This is a genomic window from Massilia norwichensis (assembly GCF_024753245.1).
Classification (GTDB): Bacteria; Pseudomonadota; Gammaproteobacteria; order Burkholderiales; family Burkholderiaceae_D; genus Telluria; species Telluria norwichensis.
Map to the genome: position 1 here is coordinate 1 of NZ_JANUGX010000011.1, position 24,843 is coordinate 24,843.

The 24,843-nt window shown below is 63.4% G+C and carries 23 protein-coding genes and 3 tRNA genes; 14 read left to right on the forward strand and 12 right to left on the reverse strand.

What is annotated here, in order from left to right:
- Window positions 1-44: 44 nt before the first annotated feature.
- The 5 genes from NX782_RS10870 to NX782_RS10890 form a co-directional block, all read right to left on the reverse strand.
- Window positions 45-1,256 carry a DesA family fatty acid desaturase gene (locus NX782_RS10870; protein ID WP_258845471.1) on the reverse strand — a complete coding sequence of 404 codons (1,212 nt, stop codon included), beginning with the start codon at window positions 1,254-1,256 and terminating at the stop codon, window positions 45-47.
- Between the two features lie 107 nt (window positions 1,257-1,363).
- Window positions 1,364-2,707 (reverse strand): mechanosensitive ion channel family protein, encoded by a 1,344-nt coding sequence (locus NX782_RS10875; protein ID WP_258845472.1) that lies wholly within the window; start codon window positions 2,705-2,707, stop codon window positions 1,364-1,366.
- Between the two features lie 5 nt (window positions 2,708-2,712).
- Window positions 2,713-4,032: an RsmB/NOP family class I SAM-dependent RNA methyltransferase gene (locus tag NX782_RS10880; RefSeq protein ID WP_258845473.1), complete on the reverse strand. Its 1,320-nt coding sequence runs from the start codon at window positions 4,030-4,032 to the stop codon at window positions 2,713-2,715.
- 13 nt (window positions 4,033-4,045) lie between these two features.
- The gene (purN, locus tag NX782_RS10885; protein ID WP_258845474.1) at window positions 4,046-4,663 is read right to left on the reverse strand and encodes a phosphoribosylglycinamide formyltransferase; all 618 of its coding nucleotides are present in this window, start codon (window positions 4,661-4,663) and stop codon (window positions 4,046-4,048) included.
- Between the two features lie 53 nt (window positions 4,664-4,716).
- Window positions 4,717-5,166 (reverse strand): barstar family protein, encoded by a 450-nt coding sequence (locus NX782_RS10890; protein WP_258845475.1) that lies wholly within the window; start codon window positions 5,164-5,166, stop codon window positions 4,717-4,719.
- A gap of 299 nt (window positions 5,167-5,465) precedes the next feature.
- On the opposite strand from NX782_RS10890, the gene NX782_RS10895 reads away from it, so the two are divergent.
- The 4 genes from NX782_RS10895 (at window position 5,466) to NX782_RS10910 (ending at window position 8,856) form a co-directional block, all read left to right on the forward strand.
- Window positions 5,466-5,978 carry a glycine zipper 2TM domain-containing protein gene (locus NX782_RS10895; protein WP_258845476.1) on the forward strand — a complete coding sequence of 171 codons (513 nt, stop codon included), beginning with the start codon at window positions 5,466-5,468 and terminating at the stop codon, window positions 5,976-5,978.
- Between the two features lie 112 nt (window positions 5,979-6,090).
- The gene (locus tag NX782_RS10900; RefSeq protein ID WP_258845477.1) at window positions 6,091-6,912 is read left to right on the forward strand and encodes a spermine/spermidine synthase domain-containing protein; all 822 of its coding nucleotides are present in this window, start codon (window positions 6,091-6,093) and stop codon (window positions 6,910-6,912) included.
- Window positions 6,913-6,915: 3 nt separating this feature from the next.
- Window positions 6,916-8,724 (forward strand): type IV pilus assembly ATPase TfpB, encoded by a 1,809-nt coding sequence (gene tfpB, locus NX782_RS10905; protein WP_258845478.1) that lies wholly within the window; start codon window positions 6,916-6,918, stop codon window positions 8,722-8,724.
- A 56-nt stretch (window positions 8,725-8,780) separates the two neighbouring features.
- Window positions 8,781-8,856: transfer RNA gene (locus NX782_RS10910), tRNA-Lys, on the forward strand.
- A 123-nt stretch (window positions 8,857-8,979) separates the two neighbouring features.
- On the opposite strand, the gene NX782_RS10915 is transcribed toward NX782_RS10910, so the two are convergent.
- On the reverse strand, window positions 8,980-11,310 hold the full coding sequence (locus NX782_RS10915; RefSeq protein ID WP_258845479.1) for a penicillin acylase family protein: 2,331 nt from the start codon (window positions 11,308-11,310) through the stop codon (window positions 8,980-8,982).
- 227 nt (window positions 11,311-11,537) lie between these two features.
- Between NX782_RS10915 and NX782_RS10920 the strand changes: the two genes are divergently transcribed.
- The 4 genes from NX782_RS10920 to NX782_RS10935 all read left to right on the forward strand — a co-directional run bounded on the left by NX782_RS10920 (window position 11,538) and on the right by NX782_RS10935 (window position 13,616).
- The gene (locus NX782_RS10920; RefSeq protein WP_258845480.1) at window positions 11,538-11,927 is read left to right on the forward strand and encodes a hypothetical protein; all 390 of its coding nucleotides are present in this window, start codon (window positions 11,538-11,540) and stop codon (window positions 11,925-11,927) included.
- A gap of 158 nt (window positions 11,928-12,085) precedes the next feature.
- Window positions 12,086-12,499 (forward strand): DsrE family protein, encoded by a 414-nt coding sequence (locus NX782_RS10925; protein ID WP_258845481.1) that lies wholly within the window; start codon window positions 12,086-12,088, stop codon window positions 12,497-12,499.
- A 54-nt stretch (window positions 12,500-12,553) separates the two neighbouring features.
- Window positions 12,554-12,629: transfer RNA gene (locus tag NX782_RS10930), tRNA-Lys, on the forward strand.
- A gap of 579 nt (window positions 12,630-13,208) precedes the next feature.
- Window positions 13,209-13,616, forward strand: coding sequence for a response regulator (locus tag NX782_RS10935; protein WP_258845482.1), 408 nt, complete (start codon window positions 13,209-13,211; stop codon window positions 13,614-13,616).
- Window positions 13,617-13,762: 146 nt separating this feature from the next.
- Here the strand turns inward: NX782_RS10935 and NX782_RS10940 are convergent, their stop codons facing one another.
- The gene (locus tag NX782_RS10940) at window positions 13,763-14,191 is read right to left on the reverse strand and encodes a hypothetical protein (RefSeq protein WP_258845483.1); all 429 of its coding nucleotides are present in this window, start codon (window positions 14,189-14,191) and stop codon (window positions 13,763-13,765) included.
- A gap of 261 nt (window positions 14,192-14,452) precedes the next feature.
- On the opposite strand from NX782_RS10940, the gene NX782_RS10945 reads away from it, so the two are divergent.
- Both NX782_RS10945 and NX782_RS10950 read left to right on the forward strand, forming a co-directional pair.
- Window positions 14,453-15,085 (forward strand): outer membrane beta-barrel protein, encoded by a 633-nt coding sequence (locus NX782_RS10945; RefSeq protein ID WP_258845484.1) that lies wholly within the window; start codon window positions 14,453-14,455, stop codon window positions 15,083-15,085.
- A gap of 84 nt (window positions 15,086-15,169) precedes the next feature.
- A complete protein-coding gene (locus NX782_RS10950) occupies window positions 15,170-15,550 on the forward strand; it encodes a hypothetical protein (protein ID WP_258845485.1) in 381 nt (126 codons plus the stop codon).
- 5 nt (window positions 15,551-15,555) lie between these two features.
- On the opposite strand, the gene ilvD is transcribed toward NX782_RS10950, so the two are convergent.
- Window positions 15,556-17,418: a dihydroxy-acid dehydratase gene (gene ilvD, locus NX782_RS10955; RefSeq protein ID WP_258845486.1), complete on the reverse strand. Its 1,863-nt coding sequence runs from the start codon at window positions 17,416-17,418 to the stop codon at window positions 15,556-15,558.
- A 178-nt stretch (window positions 17,419-17,596) separates the two neighbouring features.
- Between ilvD and NX782_RS10960 the strand changes: the two genes are divergently transcribed.
- From NX782_RS10960 to NX782_RS10975, 4 genes are all read left to right on the forward strand, one after another.
- Window positions 17,597-17,672: transfer RNA gene (locus tag NX782_RS10960), tRNA-Lys, on the forward strand.
- Window positions 17,673-17,734: 62 nt separating this feature from the next.
- Window positions 17,735-18,331: an IMPACT family protein gene (locus NX782_RS10965; protein WP_258845487.1), complete on the forward strand. Its 597-nt coding sequence runs from the start codon at window positions 17,735-17,737 to the stop codon at window positions 18,329-18,331.
- 160 nt (window positions 18,332-18,491) lie between these two features.
- Window positions 18,492-19,829 (forward strand): lipopolysaccharide biosynthesis protein, encoded by a 1,338-nt coding sequence (locus NX782_RS10970; RefSeq protein WP_258845488.1) that lies wholly within the window; start codon window positions 18,492-18,494, stop codon window positions 19,827-19,829.
- 106 nt (window positions 19,830-19,935) lie between these two features.
- Window positions 19,936-21,099: an MFS transporter gene (locus tag NX782_RS10975; protein ID WP_258845489.1), complete on the forward strand. Its 1,164-nt coding sequence runs from the start codon at window positions 19,936-19,938 to the stop codon at window positions 21,097-21,099.
- Window positions 21,100-21,106: 7 nt separating this feature from the next.
- Here NX782_RS10975 and NX782_RS10980 read toward each other — a convergent pair whose 3' ends face one another.
- From NX782_RS10980 to NX782_RS10995, 4 genes are all read right to left on the reverse strand, one after another.
- Complete coding sequence (locus tag NX782_RS10980; protein ID WP_258845490.1) at window positions 21,107-22,153, reverse strand: SDR family oxidoreductase; 1,047 nt, start codon at window positions 22,151-22,153, stop codon at window positions 21,107-21,109.
- 82 nt (window positions 22,154-22,235) lie between these two features.
- On the reverse strand, window positions 22,236-22,526 hold the full coding sequence (locus NX782_RS10985) for a hypothetical protein (RefSeq protein WP_258845491.1): 291 nt from the start codon (window positions 22,524-22,526) through the stop codon (window positions 22,236-22,238).
- Window positions 22,527-22,666: 140 nt separating this feature from the next.
- Window positions 22,667-23,500, reverse strand: coding sequence for an HDOD domain-containing protein (locus NX782_RS10990; RefSeq protein WP_258845492.1), 834 nt, complete (start codon window positions 23,498-23,500; stop codon window positions 22,667-22,669).
- 156 nt (window positions 23,501-23,656) lie between these two features.
- Window positions 23,657-24,802 carry a BON domain-containing protein gene (locus tag NX782_RS10995; RefSeq protein ID WP_258845493.1) on the reverse strand — a complete coding sequence of 382 codons (1,146 nt, stop codon included), beginning with the start codon at window positions 24,800-24,802 and terminating at the stop codon, window positions 23,657-23,659.
- Window positions 24,803-24,843 lie beyond the last annotated feature (41 nt).

Here is a 24,843-nt window from a genome sequence, read left to right on the forward strand (position 1 = left end):
AAAATGGCTCCCGAAGGAGCCATTCTCATTTCAAACCGTAGAGCTTAAGCGTAGGTACGCAGGCGCAGCGAGAACTCCTGCAGCGCCTTGATGCCCGAGGCCTCGGCGCGGGTGCACCAGTCCTGCAGTTGATGCAGCAGCTGGTCGCGGGTCGAGTGCGAACGCTCCCAGATCGCGCCCAGTTCCACGCGCATTTCGTGCATGGTCTGCAGCACCTTGCTGTGCTCGAACAGTTCGCTCAGCTGGGCCTGCTGCGGGGCTTGCAGCTTGGCCGGCTCGCTCTGCATCAGCTTGCGCGAGGTTTTCAGGAAGCGCTTTTCCAGCTGGGCCTTGGTCTTCAGGTGCTCGACTTCCTCGCGGAAGGCGGCCTTGACCGACTTGGCATACTTGGCCATCACGTCGTAGCGGTTGGTGATGACCGATTGCAGCGTGTCGAGGTCGGCTTCCAGCTTGTTCTTGGCCAGGCGCGGCTTCGGGATGGTCTTCTTGACCTTGGCCAGGCCGACCATTTCCATCATGCGGATGTAGGCATAGCCGATGTCGAATTCGTACCACTTGCTCGACAGCTTGGCCGAGGTGGCGAAGGTGTGGTGGTTGTTGTGCAGCTCTTCGCCGCCGATCAGGATGCCCCACGGCATCAGATTGCAGGCCGCATCATTGCAGTCGTAGTTGCGGTAGCCGGTCCAGTGGCCCAGGCCGTTGATGATGCCGGCGGCGGTGATCGGGATCCACAGCATCTGCACGGCCCAGATCGTGATACCGGCCACGCCGAACATCATCACGTTGAACGGCAGCAGGACCGACACGCCCAGCCAGCTGTACTTGGTGTACAGGTTCTTTTCGATCCAGTCGTTCGGGCAGCCGTGGCCGTACTTTTCCAGGGTTTCCAGGTTCTTGGTTTCGGCGCGATACAGTTCTGCACCTTCCAGCAACACCTTCTTGATGCCGCGGGTAACCGGGCTATGCGGATCTTCTTCGGTTTCGCACTTGGCGTGGTGCTTGCGGTGCACGGCAGCCCATTCCTTGGTCACCTGGCCGGTGGTCAGCCACAGCCAGAAGCGGAAGAAATGGCTGACGATCGGGTGCAGCTCCAGCGCGCGGTGCGCCTGGTGGCGGTGCAGATAGATGGTGACGCCGGCAATCGTGATGTGGGTCACGATCAGCGTGTACACGACCATCTGCCAGACCGACAGCTCGGCAAGGCCGCCGTCCAGGAAGGACAGGACTGCCTCGAAGATGTTGCTCAAAAAATTCATTAACACTCCAGAATGGATGGCTGAGTTCGCCAAGATGTCATACGAATCGCATGACGCAAATACGCATTTTACGCGTATCCAGTGATGTGCGGCACGTTTAGGCGCAATCAGCTTGCGCTGGTTTGGGTGATTCGCGCCACAACCGATGCTATATGGGCATCGAGGAGGCGGGTATCAAGAGACGGAATGCCAAGTTTGATGTCCCCGGCCTGCACCAGGGCATAAATCTTCTTGTTGATTTCGGACACCACGCCGCCCTGCCCGTTCTCCGGATCGCCGATCCAGAAGCCCAGGTCGAGCTCGTAGCCCTCCGGCGCGAAACGGCCCAGCGACACGCCCGGCGCCGGCGTTTCCAGCACGCGCGGCGTGCCCACGGCCTGCGCCACCAGCAAGGGCATCACCTGGTCGAGGTCGGAACCATACGCCACCGTCAGCTTGGTCGAAGCCCGCACCGCGCGCATGCTGAGCGTCTGGTTCAGCACCGGCCCGGAAATCAGCATTTCGTTCGGCAGTACGGTCTCGACGCCGTCCAGGCCTTGCAGCACCGTGTAGCGGGTGTTGATCTGGGTGACCTTGCCCGAATACTTGTCGACCGAGATCATGTCGCCGATCGACAGGCTGCGCTCGAGCAGGATGATGAAGCCGGAGACGTAATTGCTGGCAATCCGCTGCAAACCCAGACCGAGGCCCACACCCAGCGCACCGCCGAAGACCGACAGCACCGTCAGGTCGAGGCCGGCCTGGCTCAGGCTGAGCAGCACGGCAGCGACGATCAGCACGGCCCGGCTGACCCGCGCCAGGGCCACGCGCAGCGAGCTGTGCAGCGCCTGCACGCCCATCAGACGCTCTTCCAGCGCCGCGCCGGCCCACAGCGCCAGCATCAAGAGCACGGCGATCGAAATGATGGCCTGCAGGACGTCGCCGAGGATGACCTTGTTGGCCTTCTTCGGCCCGTATTGCAGCTCGGTGGTATCGAGGAAATGGAAGATGTCCGGCCACTGGCCGGTGATGTAGAGCGCCACCGCCGCCCACACCAAAAGCGCGAAGATCTTCTCGAAGGTGACGAAGGCTTCGCCCAGCTGGCCATGGCGCGCGAACACGCGCCGCAGCAGGAAGAATGCCGCGCGGATCACGACCAGCGACCAGAACACCGGAATCGCCACCTTCACGATGTTGGTGTGGAAGCGGCTCATGGCCAGCAGCCAGGTCGACAGGTACAACAGGCCGACCACCAGCAGCGGCGCGATCACCCGGGTCAGGCTGGCCACGCCTTCGTGCAGCGTGATGCCGCGCGCCGTGCGGCGGCCGCGCCACCAGGCCTGCAACAGCCCCGCGCACAGCCAGCCGATCAGGACGCTGGCGGCGATGGACCCGACCTGCCACGGCATGCCGGGGCGGCTGAGGTCATCGAGCAGGTCGTCGATCAGGCTGGTGAGCTGCAGCGGGGCCAAGATGCTTACTCGTCGGCGTCGGCGGCGGCGTCATCCGCCTTGGCAGCCTTGGCCGGCTTGTCGGCGGCCTTGCGCTCGAACACGGCGGCGAAGAAGCCGTCGGTGCCGTGCTTGTGCGGCAGCATCTTGAGGTAGTCGCCCATTTCCAGCGGAATGCGCTGTTCAGCCAGCACCTTGTTCATCGGCACCAGCTCGAAGTCCGGATGATTGGCCAGGAATTGCGCGGCGATGCCCTCGTTTTCCTCATCCAGCAGACTGCAGGTCGCGTAGACCAGGCGGCCGCCGAACTTCACCAGGCGCGAGGCGGCGTCGAGGATCGAGGCCTGCTTTTCGGTCAGCTCGGCCACGCCTTCCGGCTGCTGGCGCCATTTCACGTCCGGATTGCGGCGCAGCGTGCCCATGCCCGAGCACGGCGCGTCGACCAGCACGCGGTCGATCTTGCCGGCCAAACGTTTCACCTTGGCGTCGCGCTCGTGGGCGATGACGACCGGGTGCACGTTCGACAGACCGCTGCGCGCCAGGCGCGGCTTCAGCTTGGTCAGGCGCTTTTCGGACACGTCGAAGGCATACAGGCGGCCGGTGCTGCGAATGATGGCGCCGATGGCCAGGGTCTTGCCGCCGGCACCGGCGCAGAAGTCGACCACCATCTCGCCGCGGCGCGCGCCCAGCAACTGGGCCAGCACCTGGCTGCCCTCGTCCTGGACTTCGATCGCGCCTTCCTTGAACAGCGGCAGGTTCTGCAGCGCCGGCTTTTTCATGACGCGCAGACCGGTCGCGGCGTACGGGGTCGGTTCGGCGACGATCGGCGCGGTGGCCAGCTCGGCGATGACCTTCTCGCGGTCCGTCTTCAGGGTGTTGACGCGCAGGTCCAGCGGCGCCGGCGTGTTCAGCACGGCGGCCAGCTGCAGGGTCTCTTCCTCGCCGTATTGGGCGACGAACTTGTCGTACAGCCAGTCGGGCAGGTTGGAACGGTTCTTTGCCGGCAGCAGCGAGCGGTCGATTTCCTTGATGCGCGCCAGGAAGGCGGTCTCGTCTTCGCTCAGGCCACCCAGCGACTCGGCGCCGATGGCATCGGCCATGCCCAGCAGTACCAGGCGGCGCATGGTGGCGCTGGCGCCGGTGCCGAAGCCGCCGAATTCGGTGTAGAAGTTCTTGTTGCGCAGCACCGAGTAGATGCACTCGGCGATGGCGCCGCGTTCGCGGCCGCCCAGGCGGGGATGGTCCTTGAAGTAGCGCGACAGGGTGACGTCGGCGGGCGCGGTGAAGCGCAGGATCTCGCGCAATACTTCTTCAGCATTGCCGAGGATCGCGGGTGGCAATCTCATGTAATTCCTTGATTTAAATACTGGTGGTCTCGGCGATGCGGACTTCGCCGTTGGCGATGCTGATCCTGTCTTCAACGAACAGGCGCACCGCTTGCGGATAAATGACGTGTTCCTCGGCCAGCAGGCGCGTTGCCAGGCTCTCTTCGGTGTCTCCCGGCAGCACCGGGATGCGCGCCTGCAGCACGCTCGGACCGTGATCCAGCTCGGCGGTGACGAAATGCACGGTCGCGCCATGCTCGCTCACGCCTGCCGCCAGCGCCTGCCGGTGCGTGTGCAATCCGGGGAACAGCGGCAGCAGCGAAGGATGGATATTCAGCATGCGCCCAGCGTAATGCTCGACGAAGCCGCAGGTCAGGATGCGCATGAAGCCGGCCAGCACCACCAGGTCGGGCTGGTAGCCGTCGATGGTGTCCTGCAGGGCGGCGTCGAAGGCTTCGCGCGAAGCGTAGGCCTTGTGGTCGACCACCGCGGTCGGAATGCCGTGCGCCTGCGCAAACGAAAGACCGGCGGCGTCGGGCTTATTGCTGATCACAGCGGCAATGCGGGCCGGCCACTGCTGCGCTGCGCGCGCCCGCACGATGGCTTCCATATTGCTGCCGCGGCCAGAAATAAGGATCACGATATTTTTCATAAGCGCGCATTGTACCGCGATGGCGGGGGTGGGCCAATGGAAACGGCCGGCGCTTACTCGAACGGACGCGCCCCAACCCAACCCACCGATTGCGGCGATTGCGGCTCTTCGAAGGAATAAAACACGCGGAACGGCACTTTCTTCTCGGCCCAGAATTCGGCCGCGTCACGGAAGACGTCGAGCAGGGTTTCGCGGGCTTCCTTGTCGAATTTTTGCGTATTCGGCAATTGATCGAGCACGGCGATGAAACCGGGTTGCGGTCCGGCCTCGGCAATCACATTGGTGATGCAATTACGCAACGCTTCGAAATTCTTGCTGCACTGGCGCGGGAAAGTGAACTGCTCGCCGATGCGAGCGCAGACTTGCTGTCTGGTGAGAGCGTTGGCGCAATGAGCGTAAAGGAAGTGATGGCCAAGGCGGCCTGCTTCCTTCTGCAGTTCCGTGGCGCGGTAGGCCCGGATCGACTGCACAAGATTAGGCGGCACTCTCATCAACAAACTCATTTTCCCCTCAAGTTTCCCACCGTTAAAACCCTTAGTCCCGTAAGGGTAACGTTTTGTGGTATCCAGATCAACCCGAATATTGACGAGAAAGCCGGATTTGTAAGAATTGATGGGCTATTTCAGCCTGAATTAAGGCTTTTTTGGCCATTTTTCACTCTGTCGGCAAATATGCATGCCTGTTTTGGGCTGTTACATTTTGTTGCCATGCGGATCGCCTTAGTGCAGCGACTCGCAGTAACATTCACTCGTGGCAGTAAGTGTCCAACGAATCCAGCAGCATACCTAAACGAGGTACGAACATGAACTTCAAAGCCAAACTGATTCTCTCCGCTCTGGGCGTCTGCGCCCTGCCGCTGGCCCAGGCTGGCGATTTCGAAGATTTCGGCCAGGTCGTGCGGGTGCAGCCGCGCATCGAACAGGTCCGCACGCCGCGTCGCGAATGCCGTACCGACTACGTGCAGGCACCGGTCCAGCAACAGCGCGGCCAGGGCGGCTCGGTGGTCGGCGGTATCGCCGGCGCCCTGCTGGGCAGCCAGGTCGGCAGCGGTAACGGCAAAGTCGCCGCGGCAGCCGCCGGTGCGATCGCCGGCGCCATGGTCGGCGACCGCGTCGAGAACGACGGCCGCAACGGCTACGTCGGCACCCAGGAACAAGCCGTGCAGAGCTGCCGTACCGTGGAATCGGTCGAACAGCGCACCAATGGCTACGACGTGACCTACAACTACCGCGGCCAGACCTTCAACACGGTCATGAACCGCGATCCGGGCAGCCGCATCCGCCTGCGCGTCTCGGTCGAGCCTACTCAGTACTAACAGGACCTCGTCCAACCGTCCCTCCGCAGCACTAGCCTGCTGCATCCTTCCACGGTGCTTGCGCCGTGGAAGGAGCTCCCCCGATAATAGGATGTTCCCTTCAGGTCGTCCTATGCTCATCAAACGCAAATCCATCGAACTGGCCGAATCCTCGCGCCGTCCCGCGTCCGCCGCCGCGCCGAAACCATCCCGCAAGCCGAAATTCGCTCCCGTCACCCTGTCCGAGCAGGACGGCGTGCGCTACCTGCACTTCGGTACCGAGTGGGTGCAAGGCGCCATGCGCATCCGCAAGCCGGACTGGCCCGAGCTCGAATACGCGCAGCAGATGATGGCCTGGATGCTGTTCATCGAGCAGCCGCGCGCCATCGCCCAGCTGGGCCTGGGCGCCGCCACGCTGACCAAGTTCTGCTACCGCCAGTTCCCGCAGGCGCTGGTGACGGCGGTCGAGCTGAACCCGGCCGTGATCGCGATCTGCTCCTCGATGTTCAAGCTGCCCTCCGACGACGAGCACCTGCAGGTGCTGGAGATGGATGCGATGGACTTCGTGCTGGACGAGGCCAATCACGACGCCTTCGACGTGCTGCAGGTCGACCTCTACGATGCCACCGCGCGCGGCCCGGTGCTCGACACGCCCGAGTTCTACCAGGCCTGCAACGCCTGCCTGCTTGATACCGGCGTCATGACCGTCAACCTGTTCGGCGACCACCCGAGTTTTAAAAAGAACATCAAGGCGATGCGCTTCGCCTTCGACACCGTGATCTGCCTGCCCGAGGTCCACGACGGCAACGTGGTCGCGCTCTGCTTCAAGAACAAGCCCGACCTCGACCCCGAACGCCTGGCCGCGCGCGCGGCGCAGATCGTGGCCGCGACCAAGCTGCCTGCCAAATCCTGGGTCAAGGACTTGCAGGCTGCCCTCGCTGCCGATAAAAAATAGACCATGAACGCTCCCGCCGCCGCCACGCCAGCCCGTCCCAAGTCGCCGAAATCGCTTGACCTGCAGACCCTGTTCTCCTGGCTGCTGGCGGACGGCATCGTCGAGAAATCGACCGTCAAGCCGCATTTCGCGCAGGCCCAGGGCATCCTCAAGAACGCGGTCGGCAGCATGCATCCCTTGACAGCCATCGCCCAGTGCAAGATCGTATCAAGCAAGGCGCCGCACAAGCTGCTGACGCTGGACGTGCTGAGCGAATGGGCCGCGGCCAAGGTCGGCATCCCTTTCCTGCGCATCGATCCTTTGAAGATCGACTTCACCAAGGTCGCGGACGTGATGTCGGCCAGCTACGCGGCGCGCTTCAACATCCTGCCGGTCGAGCTGAAAGGCGACGCGCTGGTGGTGGCGACCGCCGATCCCTACCTCACCGAGTGGCAGGACGAAATCGGCCGCATCTCGCGCCGCCGCATCGAGCTGGTGCTGGCGAACCCGCTCGACATCGCGCAGTACATCTCGCAGTTCTTCAGCCTGGCCAAGTCGATCCGCGACGCCAACAAGTCGAGCGGCCAGGACCTCGCGCTGCGCAACAACTTCGAGCAGCTGGTCGAACTGGGCAAGACCAATAAGCAGGTCGATGCCAACGACCAGCACATCGTCAACATCGTCGACTGGCTGTGGAGCTACGCCTTCGACCAGCGCGCCTCCGACATCCACCTGGAGCCGAAGCGCGAGTCCGGCGTGATCCGCTTCCGCATCGACGGCGTGCTGCACCAGGTCTACCAGGTGCCGGCGGTGGTGATGATCGCCATGACCGCGCGCATCAAGCTGCTGGGGCGGATGGACGTGATCGAAAAGCGCCGTCCGCAGGATGGCCGCGTCAAGACCAGGACCACCGGCGGCCAGGAGGTGGAACTGCGCCTGTCGACGATGCCGACCGCCTTCGGCGAAAAGCTCGTGATGCGTATCTTCGACCCGGAAGTGGTCGTCAAAACCCTGCCGGAACTGGGCTTCCCGCCCGACGATGCCGCGCGCTGGGATGCGCTGACCAGGCGCCCGCACGGCATCATCCTCGTGACCGGACCGACCGGCTCGGGCAAGACCACCACGCTGTACACCACCCTGAAGGCCCTGGCCACCAGCGACGTGAACGTGTGCACGGTCGAAGATCCGATCGAGATGGTGGAAGCGGCCTTCAACCAGATGCAGGTGCAGCCGGGCATCGACCTGTCCTTCGCCGACGGCGTGCGCGCGCTGATGCGCCAGGACCCGGACATCATCATGGTCGGCGAGATCCGCGACCTGGAAACGGCCGAGATGGCGATCCAGGCCGCGCTGACCGGCCACCTGGTGCTGTCGACCCTGCACACCAACGACGCGCCCTCCTCCGTGATGCGGCTGCTGGAACTGGGCGTGCCTTATTACCTGCTGGGCTCGACCCTGAGCGGCATCATGGCCCAGCGCCTGGTGCGCACGCTGTGCCCGCACTGCAAGAGCCCGGACGGCGAACTGTCGGACGAGGTCTGGCACAGCATCGGCGGGGCCTGGCAGATTCCGAAGCCGGCCACGGTCTACCGCCCGGTCGGCTGCCCGGAATGCCGCCAGACGGGCTTTCGCGGCCGCACCGGCATCTACGAACTGGTGACGGTGACCGAAGCCTTCACCCACCTGATCAAGGAAGTCACGGACCTGGCCGCGCTGCGCCAGCAGAGTGTGGCGGATGGCATGAAACCGCTGCGCATCGCCGGGGCGTACAAGGTGGTGGAGGGGGTGACGACGGCGGAAGAGGTGCTTAAAGTTACTTCTGCTTTGTCGTAATTTGCACGTAGCTCTGGCGCAAATCAAAACGCCCCGCTATAATACGTGCCTTCTTCGGGTCGTTAGCTCAGTTGGTAGAGCAGCGGACTTTTAATCCGTTGGTCGCAGGTTCGAGCCCCGCACGGCCTACCAAAGAATTTAGTTGTAGCGAAAACGCCAGCCTTCGGGCTGGCGTTTTTGTTTTCAGAGCACGTGATTTCAAAGCACGCGATTCAAAAAAAACGCCAGCCCGGAGGCTGGCGTTTTTTGTTCCGCTTACTTCGCCGTCAACACCTGCGACGAAATGCGTTCCGCCTTGATCTGCTGCTCCGAGAACGGCAGCGGCAGCAGCTTTTTCTGCGCAAACGGCGTCAGCTGGTCGGCATACCAGGGCGATTTCGGGTCGACCGACTGGCCGTAGACCAGCAGCCCGCGTGCCACCGCCCCCGCGTTGTCGAAGCCCACCAGCTGGATGTAACTCGTGCCCCAGTCGACGTTGCCATAACCCTTAGCCGTCAGTGCCGAGCGCATGTGCAGGGACGAATACGAACCGTCCTCGTTGCCGATGCCGCCATGCAGCGGGTAATGCCTGTTGTTGCGCGTTTCAAACTGGTAGTCGCCCAGCTGGCCGTACACCGGCACGCCCGCCTCCTGCATGGCCGCCGATGCCGCCCGCAGCGCATCGAGCAAGGCCGGCTCCGCAGCCACGGCAACACCGCTCGGCGTGTTGACCGGGTCGGCCGGATTGAAGGGCGTCGCCCACAGGTCGGGCAGCGTGCCCGCGCGGTTCCAGAACTCGCGGAACAGCACGGCGCCGCGGCTGTCGAGGTCCGCCTTCCTATCCCAGGCCGCCAGCGTTGCGCAAGGCACCAGCAGGCGCGCGTCGTTGGCCTTGAAGCAGGCGCGCAGCAGCGAAGGCAGCACCAGCTCCGCCGCGTAGATGCGGTTTTCGAACATCAGGTCCTGCACGTCGTCCATGCGCAGGAAGCGGCGCTCGGCCAGCATCTCCTCCACCTGCTTGAAGCCCAGACGCGTGCGCAGCGATTGCGGCGTGCCGACCGCGCCGTACAGCGGCGAATAGCCGAACGGTGCCGGCCCGACCAGCGGCGCCTTGGCGTTCGACAGCCAGTAGGAATCGTTGGAGTTGCCGACGTAGTCCTGGCGGATGGTCGCCGGCGCGTTGGCGGCACCGAACACGCCGGCCGGCGCGTCCGCATCCTGGCCCCAGCCGCACTCGCTGCGCGTACCGTCGAAGGCGAGCAGCGCCGGCACCAGCAGGCAGTCGGACATGAACTTGTCGGTCGTCATGTGCGGCACGACGCTGCCGTCGAGGTACATCGCATTGCCTTTGCGGTCAGCGGCGACGGTGTTCACCCACGGCAGCCCTTTCACCGCATGGATGGCGCTCTGCAGCTGCGTCACATCGTCGGCCTGCCCCATCTTCAGCCACTGGTCGCCGAGACGGGTGTTGAAGCGGTTCGCGTCCGCCAGCACAAAGGCGCTGTCGCTGGTCCAGCCGATACCGGCCTGCGGCAGCACGATCACGGCACCTTGGTGGCTGAAGAAGAAGGAACGCTGCTTCGTCACCAGCTTGCCATCTGGCTGCAGCACCTCGACCGCGACCTGGCGCTCGGTCATCTTGCGCGGCGCGCCGTCGAAGAAATAGGTGGTGCCGGTCGGGTCGGACGGATCCAGTGCCAAACGGAAGGTAGTGAAATGCGACGCGCTCGTCACCGTATGCGACCACGCGAGGTTGCGGTTGAAGCCGATGGTGACGAAGGGCATGCCGCCCAGGCTTGCGCCCATTACGTCGTAGCGGCCCGGAACGGTCAGGTGCATCTGGTAGAAACGGTCCGTGCCGGACCAGGGGTAGTGCGGATTGCCGAGCAGGATACCCTTGCCGTTGCTGCTGACGGCACTGCCGACCGCGAGCGCGTTGCTGCCCACACCTTCGGGTATGCCCTTCGGCATCGGCGCCGTCGCGGCCGGCATTGCCTTCGCCAGCGAGACCGGCTCGGCAGGATCGCGCGAAGCCCCGACGATGGCCGCCGCAAACGCCTCGCCGCTCGCGTGCAGCGCTTTTTCGCCGATGAACAGGTACAGGTCGTCGACAGTGATCGGCTTGACCCAGGCCGCGCCGTTGCACGCCTTTGGCAGCCTGCCCTTCTTGTCGGCGAGGAAGCGGTTATAGCCTTCAGCATAACCGGCCAGCAAGTCCCTGACCTCCTTCGACGCCGTCGCGTAACCGGCGCGCAGCTGCTCCAGGTCCAGATAGCCCTTGAAGAAGAAGTCGCTCTGCTCGTTCGGGAGCTGCATGAACATGTCGAGGCCGGCGCCGTATTCGCCGTTCACCGGCGCGGTGGCCGGGGCGGCGCCGCCGAAATAACGGGAGCGTTCGCCGCGTACGGTCAGCAGGGAGTCGGCAAACATGCAGACATTGTCCTCTGCATACGCATAGGCCGCACCATAGCCGAGGCTACGGAAGTCGCTGGCCTTCACGTGGACGACACCGCGGGTCGTACGGGTGATTTCCGTACGCACGTTGGCTGCCGCCGCGAAATTGGACAGGGTCAGCGTGCTGAGCAAAGCAACAGTCGAGAGCTTCATAGGACTCCAGAGTTTTGTTGTAAAGAAATTTTGTCTGGAGATTAACAGATTTCATATTTTTGCCGCACACGCGTCGTGCGGGCCGAAATGGAGAAATTTTGTTTCCTACGTACAAAGGGCAAATGATTCCTATAAGCATCTAAAGTTGTCTACAGTCAACATAATAGTCGACGCGTTCCCTACACTTGGTTCATCCGAGTTTCTCAACCACAGAAAAGGGAATCATCATGCGTTCACTTTCCATCTTCCTTGCCGCCGCCTCTCTGCTGACGACCATGAGTCTGGCGCAAGCCGAAACTGGGTCCACACAACTGCACTCGCCCAGCGCTGAACAGATGGAGCAGGCTAAAGGCAGCTATCAGCTCAACGATGGCAAGCGTGCAGAAATGCTGATTCTCGACGGTCGGCTCTATTTCAGAATCGCGCGCGGTGCGACAAGGGAGATGCTGGTAGCTGGGAAAAACCGTTTCTCGTCCCGCGACGGCACGATTGCAATCCGGTTCGATACCGATTTCGATGGCGATCGCATCGTGCTCCAACACGGTCGCAGCATCGGCATGCAAGACACGATCCGCCTCGCCGCGAACGACCGACCGGGACGTGGCACTGCCGACTGAAGCGCGGCTTACGGCCCTGCAAACATGCAGAAACGCCAGTCTCCAGGCTGGCGTTTTTGTTTTCCACCTCCGCTTGACATGGCCGGGATTCGAGCCGATAGTGCGGACGACCTATTCTTGACTTGTCGATAATGAAAAACGCTTCGAATCGCCGTTCCATGGTTGTGCAATCGGTGGCGCTGGCCGCCGCGGGCGTCGTCGGCGCCAACGCCGGGGCTGCCGCACCAGGCAGTTACAAGGTCGTGTTCCAGGTCAGCGATGCCGATCCGGGCAAATGGCAGATGACCCTGAATAACGTGCACAATGCACAAGCCGAACTGGGCCGGGACAAGGTCCAGGTCGAAATCGTCGCTTATGGTCCGGGCATCGCCATGCTGAAGGCGAATTCGGAGGTGGCGGGACGCCTCGCCGAGGCAGCCCAGGCTGGCACCGCCGTGCTGGCTTGCGAAAACTCCATGCGCGGCTTCAAGCTGGCGCGCACCCAGATGGCTGGGCCGGTGGCCTATGTGCCGTCGGGCGTCGCCCACCTCATCCGGCGGCAAGCGGAAGGGTATGCCTATATCCGCTCCTGAAGCGCCGGCGCTGGACTGGCAAAAATCTGCCGAACAGGTATAATGCCGGCCTTCGGGTCGTTAGCTCAGTTGGTAGAGCAGCGGACTTTTAATCCGTTGGTCGCTGGTTCGAGCCCAGCACGGCCTACCAGATACATACAGGAAGCCCACGAATTTCGGTTCGTGGGCTTTTTGTTTTCTGGTCTCTCTCTGGTCGCTTCGGAGGCACCCTTCCAATCCTGCCTAGCCAACGGACTCGGGAATTTTCTCTGACTAGGCGGGTCCAAATCGGGCTTGGCAAAGACAAAATGACCTACTTTGACGAGCTAATCAATTGCTCTGAAGGGTCCCCTATGATCTCTTTGCGCTTTCCCTCGTCTTTTCCCGGCTAGAACCGCTAAAACGCATTTAAGCTTCTGGTCAGGGCTTTTCACACAACACTGTCAACTACCCATCCTGACTGACATCCCTGCCACGCTCTGGGTAGCAACTCTGCTTACCTTACAGGCAACTATTCTCATACACTGAGCCATGTTGAACTTCCGAGTTCAGCCAACAGCAGACCTCTAACTCATCGCTAAAAGGCATCTCTTACGCGTCTTTCAACATACCAAACGGCGGCAAGTCAAATTTCGTGATACCTTGATACAAACCTCCTTCCTATCCGATTTAGGATAGCCATCTGCCTTGCGCCGAACCTTGGTCCGCCGCTCCAATAGGACCGCAAGAAATGCCTTTTCTGCCCATTGGGCGCGTTCTCGTTGTCGACGACAACGAGGACTTGGCGCTTTTGTTTTCGAGCCTGATAGACTTAATGGGGTACGAGGCTCGCGCTGTATTCTCAGTGAAAGCTGCGCTGGATGTTTTATCAATATTTTCTCCGCATGTCATCATTTCCGACATCGGAATGTCTGAGTTGTCCGGTTTTGATCTTGCCCGAGAAGTAAAGCGCACGATTTCAGCTCCACCATTACTTATTTCGGTGAGCGGATGGGGCGATCAGAAGACGGTCTACGAATCGCTCAATGCAGGCTTTTCCGTTCATCTAGTTAAGCCGGTCTCCTTCGACCGAATCGTTCAATTGCTCTCTGATTATTTTCGAATGAATGGAATCGGCGTCAGATTTCCAGAATCATAAAAAATCATATATATTTGACATCAACTGCGCTCATTGATCGTCCGCTTTTGGGTCGTAAGCGAACGCTACAATAGTCTACAATCGGCCATAAGCGGTCGTCACGACAAACATTCATAGGCTTTTTGCTTCGCACCAGTACGCAGCGCTCAACGCTGCGCCAGCGACGTCTTCGCCGTCACCACAATAACCTGCGCCGTCCGCAGATCCGGCACATAGCTCATCAGCATTTCATCGCCGGCCGTACCGCGATTGAATTCCATCGTTACATTACCGTCCCGGGTCGCATACAGATCGCGCGACAGCGCAACGAGCCGGATCGGACGCTGCTTGTCGATCTGCGCGACGATACCATCGTTCGACGGGCCCACCTTCATGCGCCATCCGTTCGACATGGCATAGGCGCCGCTGATCGCTTCGGCTTCGCATTCCGAGAACTGGAACGCCGGGGTAAGCGCGGTGACTTCGACCCTGGAGATCGCGTCGGGCTGAATCAAAGGGTAATGTTGTGTCTGCGCACCCGCACTGCCTGCCAGCAGCAGCACGGATACGGGAAGAATCCGATGTAGAGAACGCATGATCGCTCCTTCGAAACAAACAAAAAGGCGGTTCAATGCAGTCTAGGGCGGTGCCCCGGTGGCGCAAGGCATCCGAGGTGGGCATGACGAAACCGTCTCATTCCGGCGGCAGTCAGATTGCTGCGAAATGAATCCGCGTTCATGGCGCGGCGCCGATTTGTGTATCGCTTTTCCGCATATGCATGCGCTCACAAAATCGCGACAATTTCCGCGATGTCGAACTGCTATCCTCTTCAGGTGCAAGCAACAGGAGAACATCGCATGAACGCATTCCGTTTCGCCGTGGTCGCCGGCTTCCTGGCCGTCGGCAGCGCCAATGCCCAGACCACGCCGGAGGCGGCCTCGCCGCGCCTCGAAGCGCAGCCGTCGCCGCTCGCGAAAGCGTTCGCGAAGACGCCCTCGCCTTTCGCGCCCTACATCCGCAACGAGGGCGAGCATCCGTTCACCAGTTTGTTCGACGGCTACCGCAGCGATCCGCGCCTGGTTGCCGGCATCAATCTCAACCCTTATCTGGCGCTCGAAGCGGGATACCGCGAACGCAAGGACCGCGGCTTCCACGCGATCGACCCGCGCGATACGCTGGACACGAACGGCGCCCTCGGCGCCAAAGGCTTCCACAGCTATGCCGCGCTCAAGGTGACGGTGCCGATCACCGACGATTTGTCGGCCTATGGCGCGCTGGGGCTGTCGCACAGCGAGCGGCGCGGCGCCGATGCCGTGGGCAGGGAGGGTAACGTCGTCGGCGGCACCTACACCGGCCTCGGGGCGCGCTACCGGCTGAACGAAAAGGCGTCCGTGAGCGTCGAAAGCCAGAACTTCGGCAAGACGTCCCAGAAATGGGGCAACGACAGCAACGCCAACGGTGTGAACGCCAAGCTGAATCTCGGCTTCTGAATCTCGCGCCGGCGCAAACGAACGCGCCGAACCTCGTACCGCAGAGCGCATCCAAGGGATATCGGCATCTCACCTGGAGCGCTCATGCGAATTTTCCTTCTCGGCATCGCCCTATTGCTGGGTCTGGCAGGCTGCGCCACACGCGACTATCCACGCCGCCCGAATGCCGAGGAAATCGGCCATGCCACAGGCGTGTACAGCTTGCGCGACGGTTACCGCGCCCACGTCTTCGGCCTCGATACCCATCTCTATGTTCGGATCGGCGCCGGCCCGCAAAAGGAATTGAAAATGGTCGGGCCGGACAGCTTTGCGTCACCGGAAGGGGATGTCGCCATCCAGTTCGGGCCTGGATGGCGAGACGATGACTTCAAACGCGTCACGGTCAGGTACGAACGTACGTCCGGCAGTCATCCGCCGAGGAGGTTCTCGAGCGGACTGCTGCCGGGGCGCGGCTCTCTCGACTGATCAGGTCAGCGTTTCAGCTGCGACAGATCACGCACCGCGCCGCGGTCGGCCGATGTGGTCAGCGCCGCATACGCCCGCAGCGCCTGCGACACCACGCGCTCGCGGCCGACCGGCTGCCAGGCGTCGGCCCCGCGGTCTTCCATCTTCGCGCGGCGATGCGCCAGCTCTTCGGCGGACACGCGCAGGTTGATCGTGCGCGCCGGGATGTCGATGTCGATCAGGTCGCCCTCTTCCACCAGGCCGATCGCGCCGCCTTCCGCCGCTTCCGGCGAGGCATGGCCGATCACCAGGCCCGAGGAGCCGCCCGAGAAGCGCCCGTCGGTGAACAGTGCGCAAGCTTTGCCGAGGCCCTTGGACTTGATGTACGAAGTCGGGTACAGCATCTCCTGCATGCCGGGGCCGCCCTTCGGGCCTTCGTAGCGGATGATGATAACGTCGCCGGCGTGGACGGTGTCGCCAAGGATGCCCTCGACCGCCGCGTCCTGGCTCTCGAACACGCGCGCCTTGCCGGAGAAGACCAGGATGCTCTCGTCGACGCCGGCCGTCTTCACGATGCAGCCCTTCTCGGCGATGTTCCCGTACAGGACCGCCAGGCCGCCGTCCTGCGAGTAGGCGTGGGCCAGGTCGCGGATGCAGCCGCTGCTGCGGTCGATGTCGTTGTCGCTGAAGCGCTCGGCCTGCGAGAACGCGACCTGGGTCGGCACGCCGCCCGGTGCCGCGCGGAACAGCTGGTGCACGGCCGGGTCGTCGCTGCGGCGGATGTCGTATTTTTCGATGGCGTCGCCGAGGGTCGGCGAATGCACGCTCGGCACCGAAGTGTCGAGCAGGCCGGCGCGCGCCAGTTCGCCGAGGATGGCGACGATGCCGCCGGCGCGGTGCACGTCCTCGATGTGGTACTTGTCGGTCATCGGCGCAACCTTGCACAGGCAGGGCACCTTGCGCGAGATGCGGTCGATGTCGGCCATCGTGAAGGCGACGCCGGCCTCGTGCGCGGCGGCCAGCAGGTGCAGCACGGTGTTGGTCGAACCGCCCATCGAGACGTCCAGCGCCATCGCGTTTTCGAACGCGGCCTTGGTGGCGATCGAGCGCGGCAGCACCGAGTAGTCGTCGCCTTCGTAGTGGCGCTTGGCCAGCTCGACGATCAGGCGGCCGGCGCGCAGGAACAGTTCCTTGCGGTCGGCGTGGGTGGCAACGATGGTGCCATTGCCCGGCAGCGACAGGCCCAGCGCCTCGGTCAGGCAGTTCATCGAGTTGGCGGTGAACATGCCCGAGCAGGAGCCGCAGGTCGGGCAGGCGGAGCGTTCGATCTCGGCGACGTCGGCATCCGACACGCTGCTGTCGCCGGCCTTGATCATGGCGTCGACCAGGTCCAGCTTGATGATTTTCCTGTCGTTGTTGACGGTCTTGATGACCTTGCCCGCTTCCATCGGCCCGCCGGACACGAACACCACCGGGATGTTCAGGCGCATCGCCGCCATCAGCATGCCGGGGGTGATCTTGTCGCAGTTCGAGATGCAGACCATGGCGTCGGCGCAGTGGGCGTTGACCATGTACTCGACCGAGTCGGCAATCAGGTCGCGCGAAGGCAGCGAGTACAGCATGCCGCCGTGGCCCATGGCGATACCGTCGTCGACGGCGATGGTGTTGAACTCCTTGGCCACGCCGCCGGCCGCTTCGATCTCGCGCGCCACCAATTGGCCGAGGTCCTTCAGGTGCACGTGGCCGGGCACGAACTGGGTAAAGGAATTGACCACGGCGATGATCGGCTTCTCGAAGTCGCCATCCTTCATGCCGGTCGCGCGCCACAGGGCGCGGGCCCCTGCCATGTTGCGGCCCTGGGTGGTGGTACGGGAACGGTAAGTCGGCATGATGTCTCCTGGCGCAGGCAATCGAACGAAACATCCAGCTTGCCCCAGCGCCTGTGATTTGTCTAATATATGATTTATTGCTCAGTGATTCTTTCTTCGTATCACAGAACACGCAAATATCTTTCCCACACGAAAGTCCTTGGCCGGATGCTGTCGAGCCGCTATAATGCTCGCCGTCGGGTCGTTAGCTCAGTTGGTAGAGCAGCGGACTTTTAATCCGTTGGTCGCTGGTTCGAGCCCAGCACGGCCTACCACGAACAAGTAGTAGCAGATCAGCCAGCTTTCGAGCTGGCTTTTTTGTTTGCGCTTTCAAAACATGCCCCAAAACATCCTCGCCCCGGTCCACCACGAGCTCATCATCAAGAAGAGCCGCTTCCTCGCCTGCGTGCAGCCGATGGCGGACCGCGCCGGTGCACAGAAGGTGGTCGCGCAATTGCGTAGCGAACATCCCGGCGCCGCCCACGTCTGCTGGGCCCTGCTGGCGGGCGGGCAGTCAGCCGCGGTCGACGATGGCGAGCCGAGCGGCACCGCCGGGCGCCCGATGCTGGACGTGCTGCGCCACCAGGACCTCGAAGGCGTGCTGGCTACCGTCGTGCGCTACTTCGGCGGCGTCAAGCTGGGCGCCGGCGGCCTCGTGCGTGCCTACACCGACAGCGTCGCGCAGGCACTGCTGCAGGCACAGAAGATCGCCATCATCCGCCAGCGCCTGCTGCGCTGCGCCGTGCCCTACCCGCTCGAAGGCCTGCTGCGGCGCGAACTGGAGCTGGCCGGCGCGACGCTGGAGCAGGTCGAGCACGGGCAGGACGTGCTGTTCAGCTTCACCCTGCCCGACGACAAGGCCGATGCGCTGGTCGTCCGCCTGAACGAAGCCGGCAGCGGACGCGTCGCCTGGATCGCCGACGCCGATACCTGAGCCGGTTGGACTGCCTCCCAGCGACCGCATCGCCCCTTGCGTTCGCTCAGCCGCAGCCGCGTGCCGCCGGGAACTAAATCTTTACATGGTTTTACACGGTTTTACGTAGCCCCTTCGACCTGTCCGAACGGTCGCGCTGCCGCGCAAACTAAGATGATCGATGCCATCTACCTCCGACGGATCGACCATGTCGCCACCAGGTTTCTGGAAAAACGTGATGACCGTGCTGGCTGGGGCGACCGGTGCGCAGGCCCTGCCGCTGCTGGTGGCGCCGCTGCTCACGCGCATGTGCACGCCCGAGGAGATGGGCGCCTTCAGCGTCTGGCTGGGCGTGATCGCCGTGACCTCGATCGCCGCCACCTTGCGGATCGATACGGTCATGGTGCTCGAGCTCGGCGCGCGCCAGCAGCGCCTGTGCTTCAGCGTCGTGGCCTGGGCCGCAACCGCGCTGGCCCTCGCCTTGACGCTGGCCGCGGCGGCCGGGCGCATTGCCGGCCTTGCCGCCCTGGAGGACATGTCCTGGCCCGCATTGCTGACCATTGGCATCGGCACCTGGCTGACCGCCACCATGCAGACCACGCTCGCCTACGCGGCCTCGCACCGGCTGTTCGACAAGGCGGCGCAAGCGAAGATGATGCAGGCCGGCACCATTGCCCTCAGCCAGGTCGCCCTGCTGTATGTCGGCGTCGACGGCGCCGCCTTGCTGGCGGGCCAGTTGATCGGACTTGCCGCGGGACTGTGGGCGGCGCGCAGGCTGCTGGCGCCGCCCCGCCTGGCGCCGCAGCGGCGGCTGAAGCTGAGGCTCGACACCGAACAGCGCAACTACCTCGTCAAGCACCAGGCGTTCTGGCGCTTTTCGCTGCCCTCCAGCCTGATCAACACCCTGGTCGGCCAGCTGCCGCTGTTCATGATCGGCCTGCGCCATGGCGCGCTGGCGGCCGGCCTGTTCGCCCTGACCCAGCGCGTGATCAGCGCCCCGGTGACCCTGGTCGCCGCATCCGTCCTCGAAGTGTTCAAGCGCCAGGCGGTGCAGGAATTCCAGACGCTGGGCAATTGCCGCCGCGTCTATCTGACCACCTTCCGCGCCCTGGTCCTGCTGGCGCTGTTTCCCTCGCTGCTGCTGTTCCTGTTTGCGCCACCATTGTTCAGCTGGGTCTTCGGCACCGACTGGCGGCCCGCCGGCGAATTTGCGCGGGTCCTCGCGCCGCTGTGCTTCTTCAACTTCATCGCCAGCCCGCTGAGCTATGTGTTCTTCATCGCCGGCAAACAGAAGGTGGAACTGCGCTGGCAGATCGCGCTGTTCCTGATGACGGTCGCCGTGTTCAGCGCGCCGCTTTCGCTGTGCCAGAGCGTGCTCTGGTATGCGGTCGGGCGCTCCGCGCTGTATGTCGTCTATCTGCTGATGTCCTGGCAGTGCTCGCTGAACGGCAGCGGCCATCGCCTGCTGCCGGCCGCCTTCGCGGAGCGTTCGCGGGCAAGCTCGGCAGAAAACCGCTGATACCGCTATCATTCCAGGCTATACCGGTCATCACGACTCGAAAGCGGACGTCCCTGGCGTGCGGGGCTATAGTGGCCGCCCTCCCCTGTAACACGAAAAGAACATAGTGATCAAGAAAAGCCTGGCCCCTCTGGCCCTGGGCGGTTTCGGCATTGGCATGACGGAATTCGTCATGATGGGCATCCTGCCCGACATTGCCACCGGCCTGAACATTTCCATCCCCCAAGCGGGTTATCTGATTTCAGCTTACGCGGTTGGCGTGGTGGTCGGTGCGCCGACCCTGGTCAGCATGCTCGGCCACCGCCCGCCGCGCGGCGTGCTGGTCTGGTTCATGCTGATGTTTGCCGTCTTCAACGCGCTGTCGAGCTTCGCGCCGGACTTCTACACGATGATGCTGTGCCGCTTCCTGGCCGGCCTGCCGCACGGCGCCTTCTTCGGCGTCGGCGCCGTGGTCGCGACGCGTCTGGCGGACAAGGGCAAGGAGGCGGCGGCGCTGGCCAGCATGTTCTCCGGCCTGACCCTGGCCAATGTGGTCGGCGTGCCGGCCGGCACTTGGCTGGGCCATAACATGAGCTGGCGCTTCGTGTTCCTGATCGTGGCCGCGATCGGTCTCGCCACCGCCTTCATGGTGCAGAAGTTCATCCCCTGGTTCGAAGGCAAGCAGCGCGCCGGCCTGGCCCAGGACCTGCGCATCTTCCGCAACCCCAAGCTGTGGCTGGCGCTCGGCATCACCTCGATCGGCACCGGCGGCTTCTTCGCCTGGCTCAGCTACATCGCGCCGCTGCTGACCGACGTGACGCACGTCCACGCCAACGTGATCCCGCTGATCATGATCGTGGTCGGGGTCGGCATGACGGCCGGCGTGCAGTTCGGCGGCAAGCTGGCCGACCGCGTGCATCCGCTGCGCGCGATCACCATCCTGCTGGCCTCGATGATCGTGCTGCTGTGCCTGAACGCCCTGCTGGCCTCGTCGCAGGTGGCGATGGTGGTACTAGCCTTCCTGGTCGGCGCCAACGCGCTGGCGCTGGGACCGTCCATCCAGATGCTGCTGATCGAGCATTCGCGCGAAGCCGAGATGCTGGGCTCCTCGCTGGGCCAGTCCGGCTTCAACATCGGCAACGCGCTGGGCGCCTTCCTGGGCAGCATTCCGCTGACCCTGGGCTATTCCTACGCCTCGCCGCAATGGGTCGCAGCGAGCCTGGCCGGCGCCGGCCTGCTGCTGTCGATCGCGATGCAGGCGCACGGGCGCCGCGTGCGCGCCCTGGCCTGAGTCCGCACTAAGGCAGGTAGCCCTGCCGGCGCAGGCTCTGGAGCGCGGCGACCACGGTGTCGCCGGGTTCCAGCGCTTCCGTGAAGCCGGCACGGCGGATCTTGCCCATGTCCGAGATCATGTCGAACTCGGTATTGAAGATGAAATCGCCGAACGGCCAGGTGACCAGCTTCTCGTAAGCCACCGGCTGCAGGCCGTGCTGCTGCGCCAGGCGCTGCCAGGCTTCGGCCTTGGCCGGCATCTGCTTCGCCAGCGAAAACGGCTGCGGCGGCCCGACTTCCATGTCGAAGACCTGCGCCACGCGCTTCCAGATCCGCTCCCAGCGGAAGGGTTCGTTCACCAGGTTGAAGGCTTCGTTACGCGCCGCCGGATCGAGGGCTGCCCAGACGCTGGCGCGCGCCATCCAGGCGGCATCGGTGGTCTGCGCGAACACGCCGTCGTACACCTTGTGCGAGCCCGGAAAGCGCAGCGGAATCCCGGCCTGCTTGCTGAGCGCCGCAAACACCCCCATCACCATCGCGATGTTCATCGGGTTGCCGACGATGTCGCCGACCACCACGTCCGGGCGCAGGATGGACCACTCGAACTCGCCGGCGTCGGCGCGCTCGCGCAGGATGTCTTCCTGGGCATAGTAGAAGTTGGGCGACAGGTGGCGCGGATCGTCCTCATAGAACGGCGCCACCGCGCGCCCCAGATGGACGCCATAGACCTTGGCGCCCTGGTAGTGGACCACGCGCGCAAGCGGCGCGCCGGCCGCCTTCAGGCCGTCGAGCAGGTTGCGCAGCATGGTCGCGTTGATGGCTTCTTCCTCGGCCAGGTCGCGCCCGCCCTTCAGCGCCGCGTAGAACACATGGGTGGTGTCGCCGGCCGCCTTCAGGGCCTCAAGCGTGGCGCGAGCATCGAGCAAGTCGGCCTTGATGGTTTCCACGCCGTCGACGAAGGTGCGCGGCAGCGCCCGCACCTTCCACTCTGGACGCTGTTTCAATTCCGCGGCGACCGCGTTGCCGATGATGCCGCTGGCACCGACGACCAGGGCCGTGTAATGACCTTCCATTGCTGCTCCTTACGATAGGGGACAGCAAGGATAAACCAAAGCTCAGGGATGCATGCGCCTGCTTGCCAGTCAGACAGTTCGCTCAGGCTTCGCGCTTGGGACGGCCCTGCGCGTCGGACAGGCGATACTTGTTGCGGCGATCTCCCATCAGGAAGCGCAGGTCGCCGATACTCATGCCGGTGGTTTCGTGCATGCGCAGCAGCACCGCGCCGCTGACCGGCAGACGCTGGTGACGAATCTTGCTGATGACCGGCGGCGCCACCTCGAGCATGCGCGAGAGTGCCGCATCGTTTTTCAGCTGCATGTTCTGCAGCAGCGAATCGAGCAAACGGTTGGGGTTGTAGGTGTGGGTTTCACGAGCAGCTTCCGACATTATTTCCTCCTTGTTAATACTTTAACAGAAGCAAATTGCAGGCCAGCTCAGCAAGTCATTGAATTACAAACATATTAACTATTTCGATGACGAATTTGTGAAGAAAGTGTAAAGGATGGCGACAGTGCGCCAGCTTACATTCATACGAGCACCGCCTGCTCCATCGCGCCGCTGAGCTCAGTGGCTTCGTCGATGATCTCGTGCAGGGTCGCTTCATCGACCAGGTAGTCGAGCGCGCTTTCGCTATGGTCCGGCAAAGGTTCTTCGATGCGCAGCGGCGACGGGATCGACGCGTACAGGTTGGCCAGCAGCAGCGTGTCGAGCAGCGAGGTCGGGGGCATGTGCAGCCAGCCGCCGCGCAGCTCGAACACGGCCTCGGCCACCGGATCGGGCAGCGACAGGCGGCGCCCCACTTCGCGGGTGACCACTTCCTCGCACAGCTCGCCCCAGCGGTCTTCGTCGTCGTCGAGCAGGCCGGGAAATTCGTCGGCGCGCATCAGGAGGTAGAAGGCGCCGATTTCGTGGACGATGCCGGCGAACATCGCCGTGTCCGGATTGACGAAGGTGACGCGGCGCGCGAACACCTGGGCCAGCGCGGCCACCTGCACGGTGTGCTCCCACAACTGTTCGGCCTTGCTGCGCAGGTCGGGGTCCTGGATGCAGCTGCCGAACTGGCGCACCGCCAGGCTCGCCACCAGCATCTGCAGGTTACGGTAGCCGACGCGGGTGACGGCCGCGCGCACGTTGGTGATCGGCTTGCCGCCAGCATTGAAGGCCGAGGAATTGGCCAGCGCCACGGTACGCGCAGCCAGTTGCGGCTCGCCCAGCACCAGGCGAATCGCTTCTTCGAGGTGGCAGTCGGGCTCGTTCAGCGCCCGCTGCAGACGCAGCACGGCGTTGACGCTGGTGGGAAAGGATATGTCACCGCGCGCAGCCTGCGCCGCGATGTATCCGAAGGCTTCGATTCTGTTCACGGCGGCGATTATACCGCGCGAAGTTTAGCCTACAGGCAATTTCTGTAGGTACATTCGAAACCTGTGGTATCTGCACAAAAACGACGGCCTGCCACAAAAGACAGGCCGTCGAGCCTGCCCCTGCAACAGGCCGCAAAGGGCAGAATCTGCTTGCGCTTACTTCACTTTGATGGCGCTTTTCACGGTGCTCACGCCTTCGACACCCTTGGCAACCTTGACCGCCTTGTCGGCTTCGGCCTTCGAGTTCACGAAGCCGCTCAGCATCACGACGCCCTTCTCGGTCTCGACGTGGATGCCCAGCGATTCCAGGTCCGGCTCCTTGACCAGGCCGGCCTTCACCTTGGTGGTGATGGCGGTGTCCGAAGCGGCCAGTTTGGTCTTGGCGGCGGCGTCCCTGGTCTTGTCGCCGGCATTGTCGAGCGCGTTGTCGGTCTTCTGCGCGCTCACGGCGGCGGTGTCGCGGGTCTTGTCGCCGGCACGGTCGGCGAGGTTTTCGGTTTTCTGGGCAACCGTTGCACCGACTTCCCTGGTCTTCTCGACGGCGACCTTGGCAACTTCCCTGGTCTTCTCGGCAGCGGTGGCGGCCACGGCCTTGGTCTTGTCGGCGGCGGTGGCAGCAACTTCCCTGGTCTTGGCGGCGGCGGTCGAGGTGGCGGCCGCGGCCTTGTCGCCGGCGCGGTCGGCGGCGTTCTCGGTGCGGTTGGCGATCTCGCCGGCGTTGTCCTTCACGGTCGAGGGTTTGGTCTGCACCAGGCAGCCGGTCTTGGCGTCGCCGCCCTGGGCGCACTTGTCGGCCGCGCTGGACTTGTCGGTGCTTGCCACCAGGCCGCCGCCCGAGCCGCTGGTGCCGCTCGAACCGGTCGCGCCGGCGCTGCTGGAACCGGTCGCCGTGGTGTTCGCGCCGGACTTGGCGTCCGCCAGGGCTGCCGTATGGACCGACTTCGCATTGTTCATGCAGTCGTCCTTCTCGGCGCCGCTCTTGGCGTCGCACCTGGTCTTGGCCACGTCGTACTCGGCGTCAGCCAGGTTGGTGCGCGCCTTGGTTTTGCTGGCGGCGCTGGTGTTGTATTTGGACAGGGCGTCGGCTTCGGTGCGGGTACGCGTCAGCTTGGCCTCGGCCATGCACACGTCCTTGTCGTTGCCGCTCATGCTGCCGCATTTCGCCGTTGCCGCCTTGTAGTCGGCTGCCGCCTTCTGCGTGGCAGCGCGGTAGCTGGCCGGATCGTGGTTCAGCGCGAAGGTGGGGGCGGCAAATGCGGCGCCGGCGGCCGTCGCGAGCAGGGTCGCAATCAGCGTTTTCATATCGGTAGCCCTTGTGATCGGTTGTTGTAATGCAGACGATT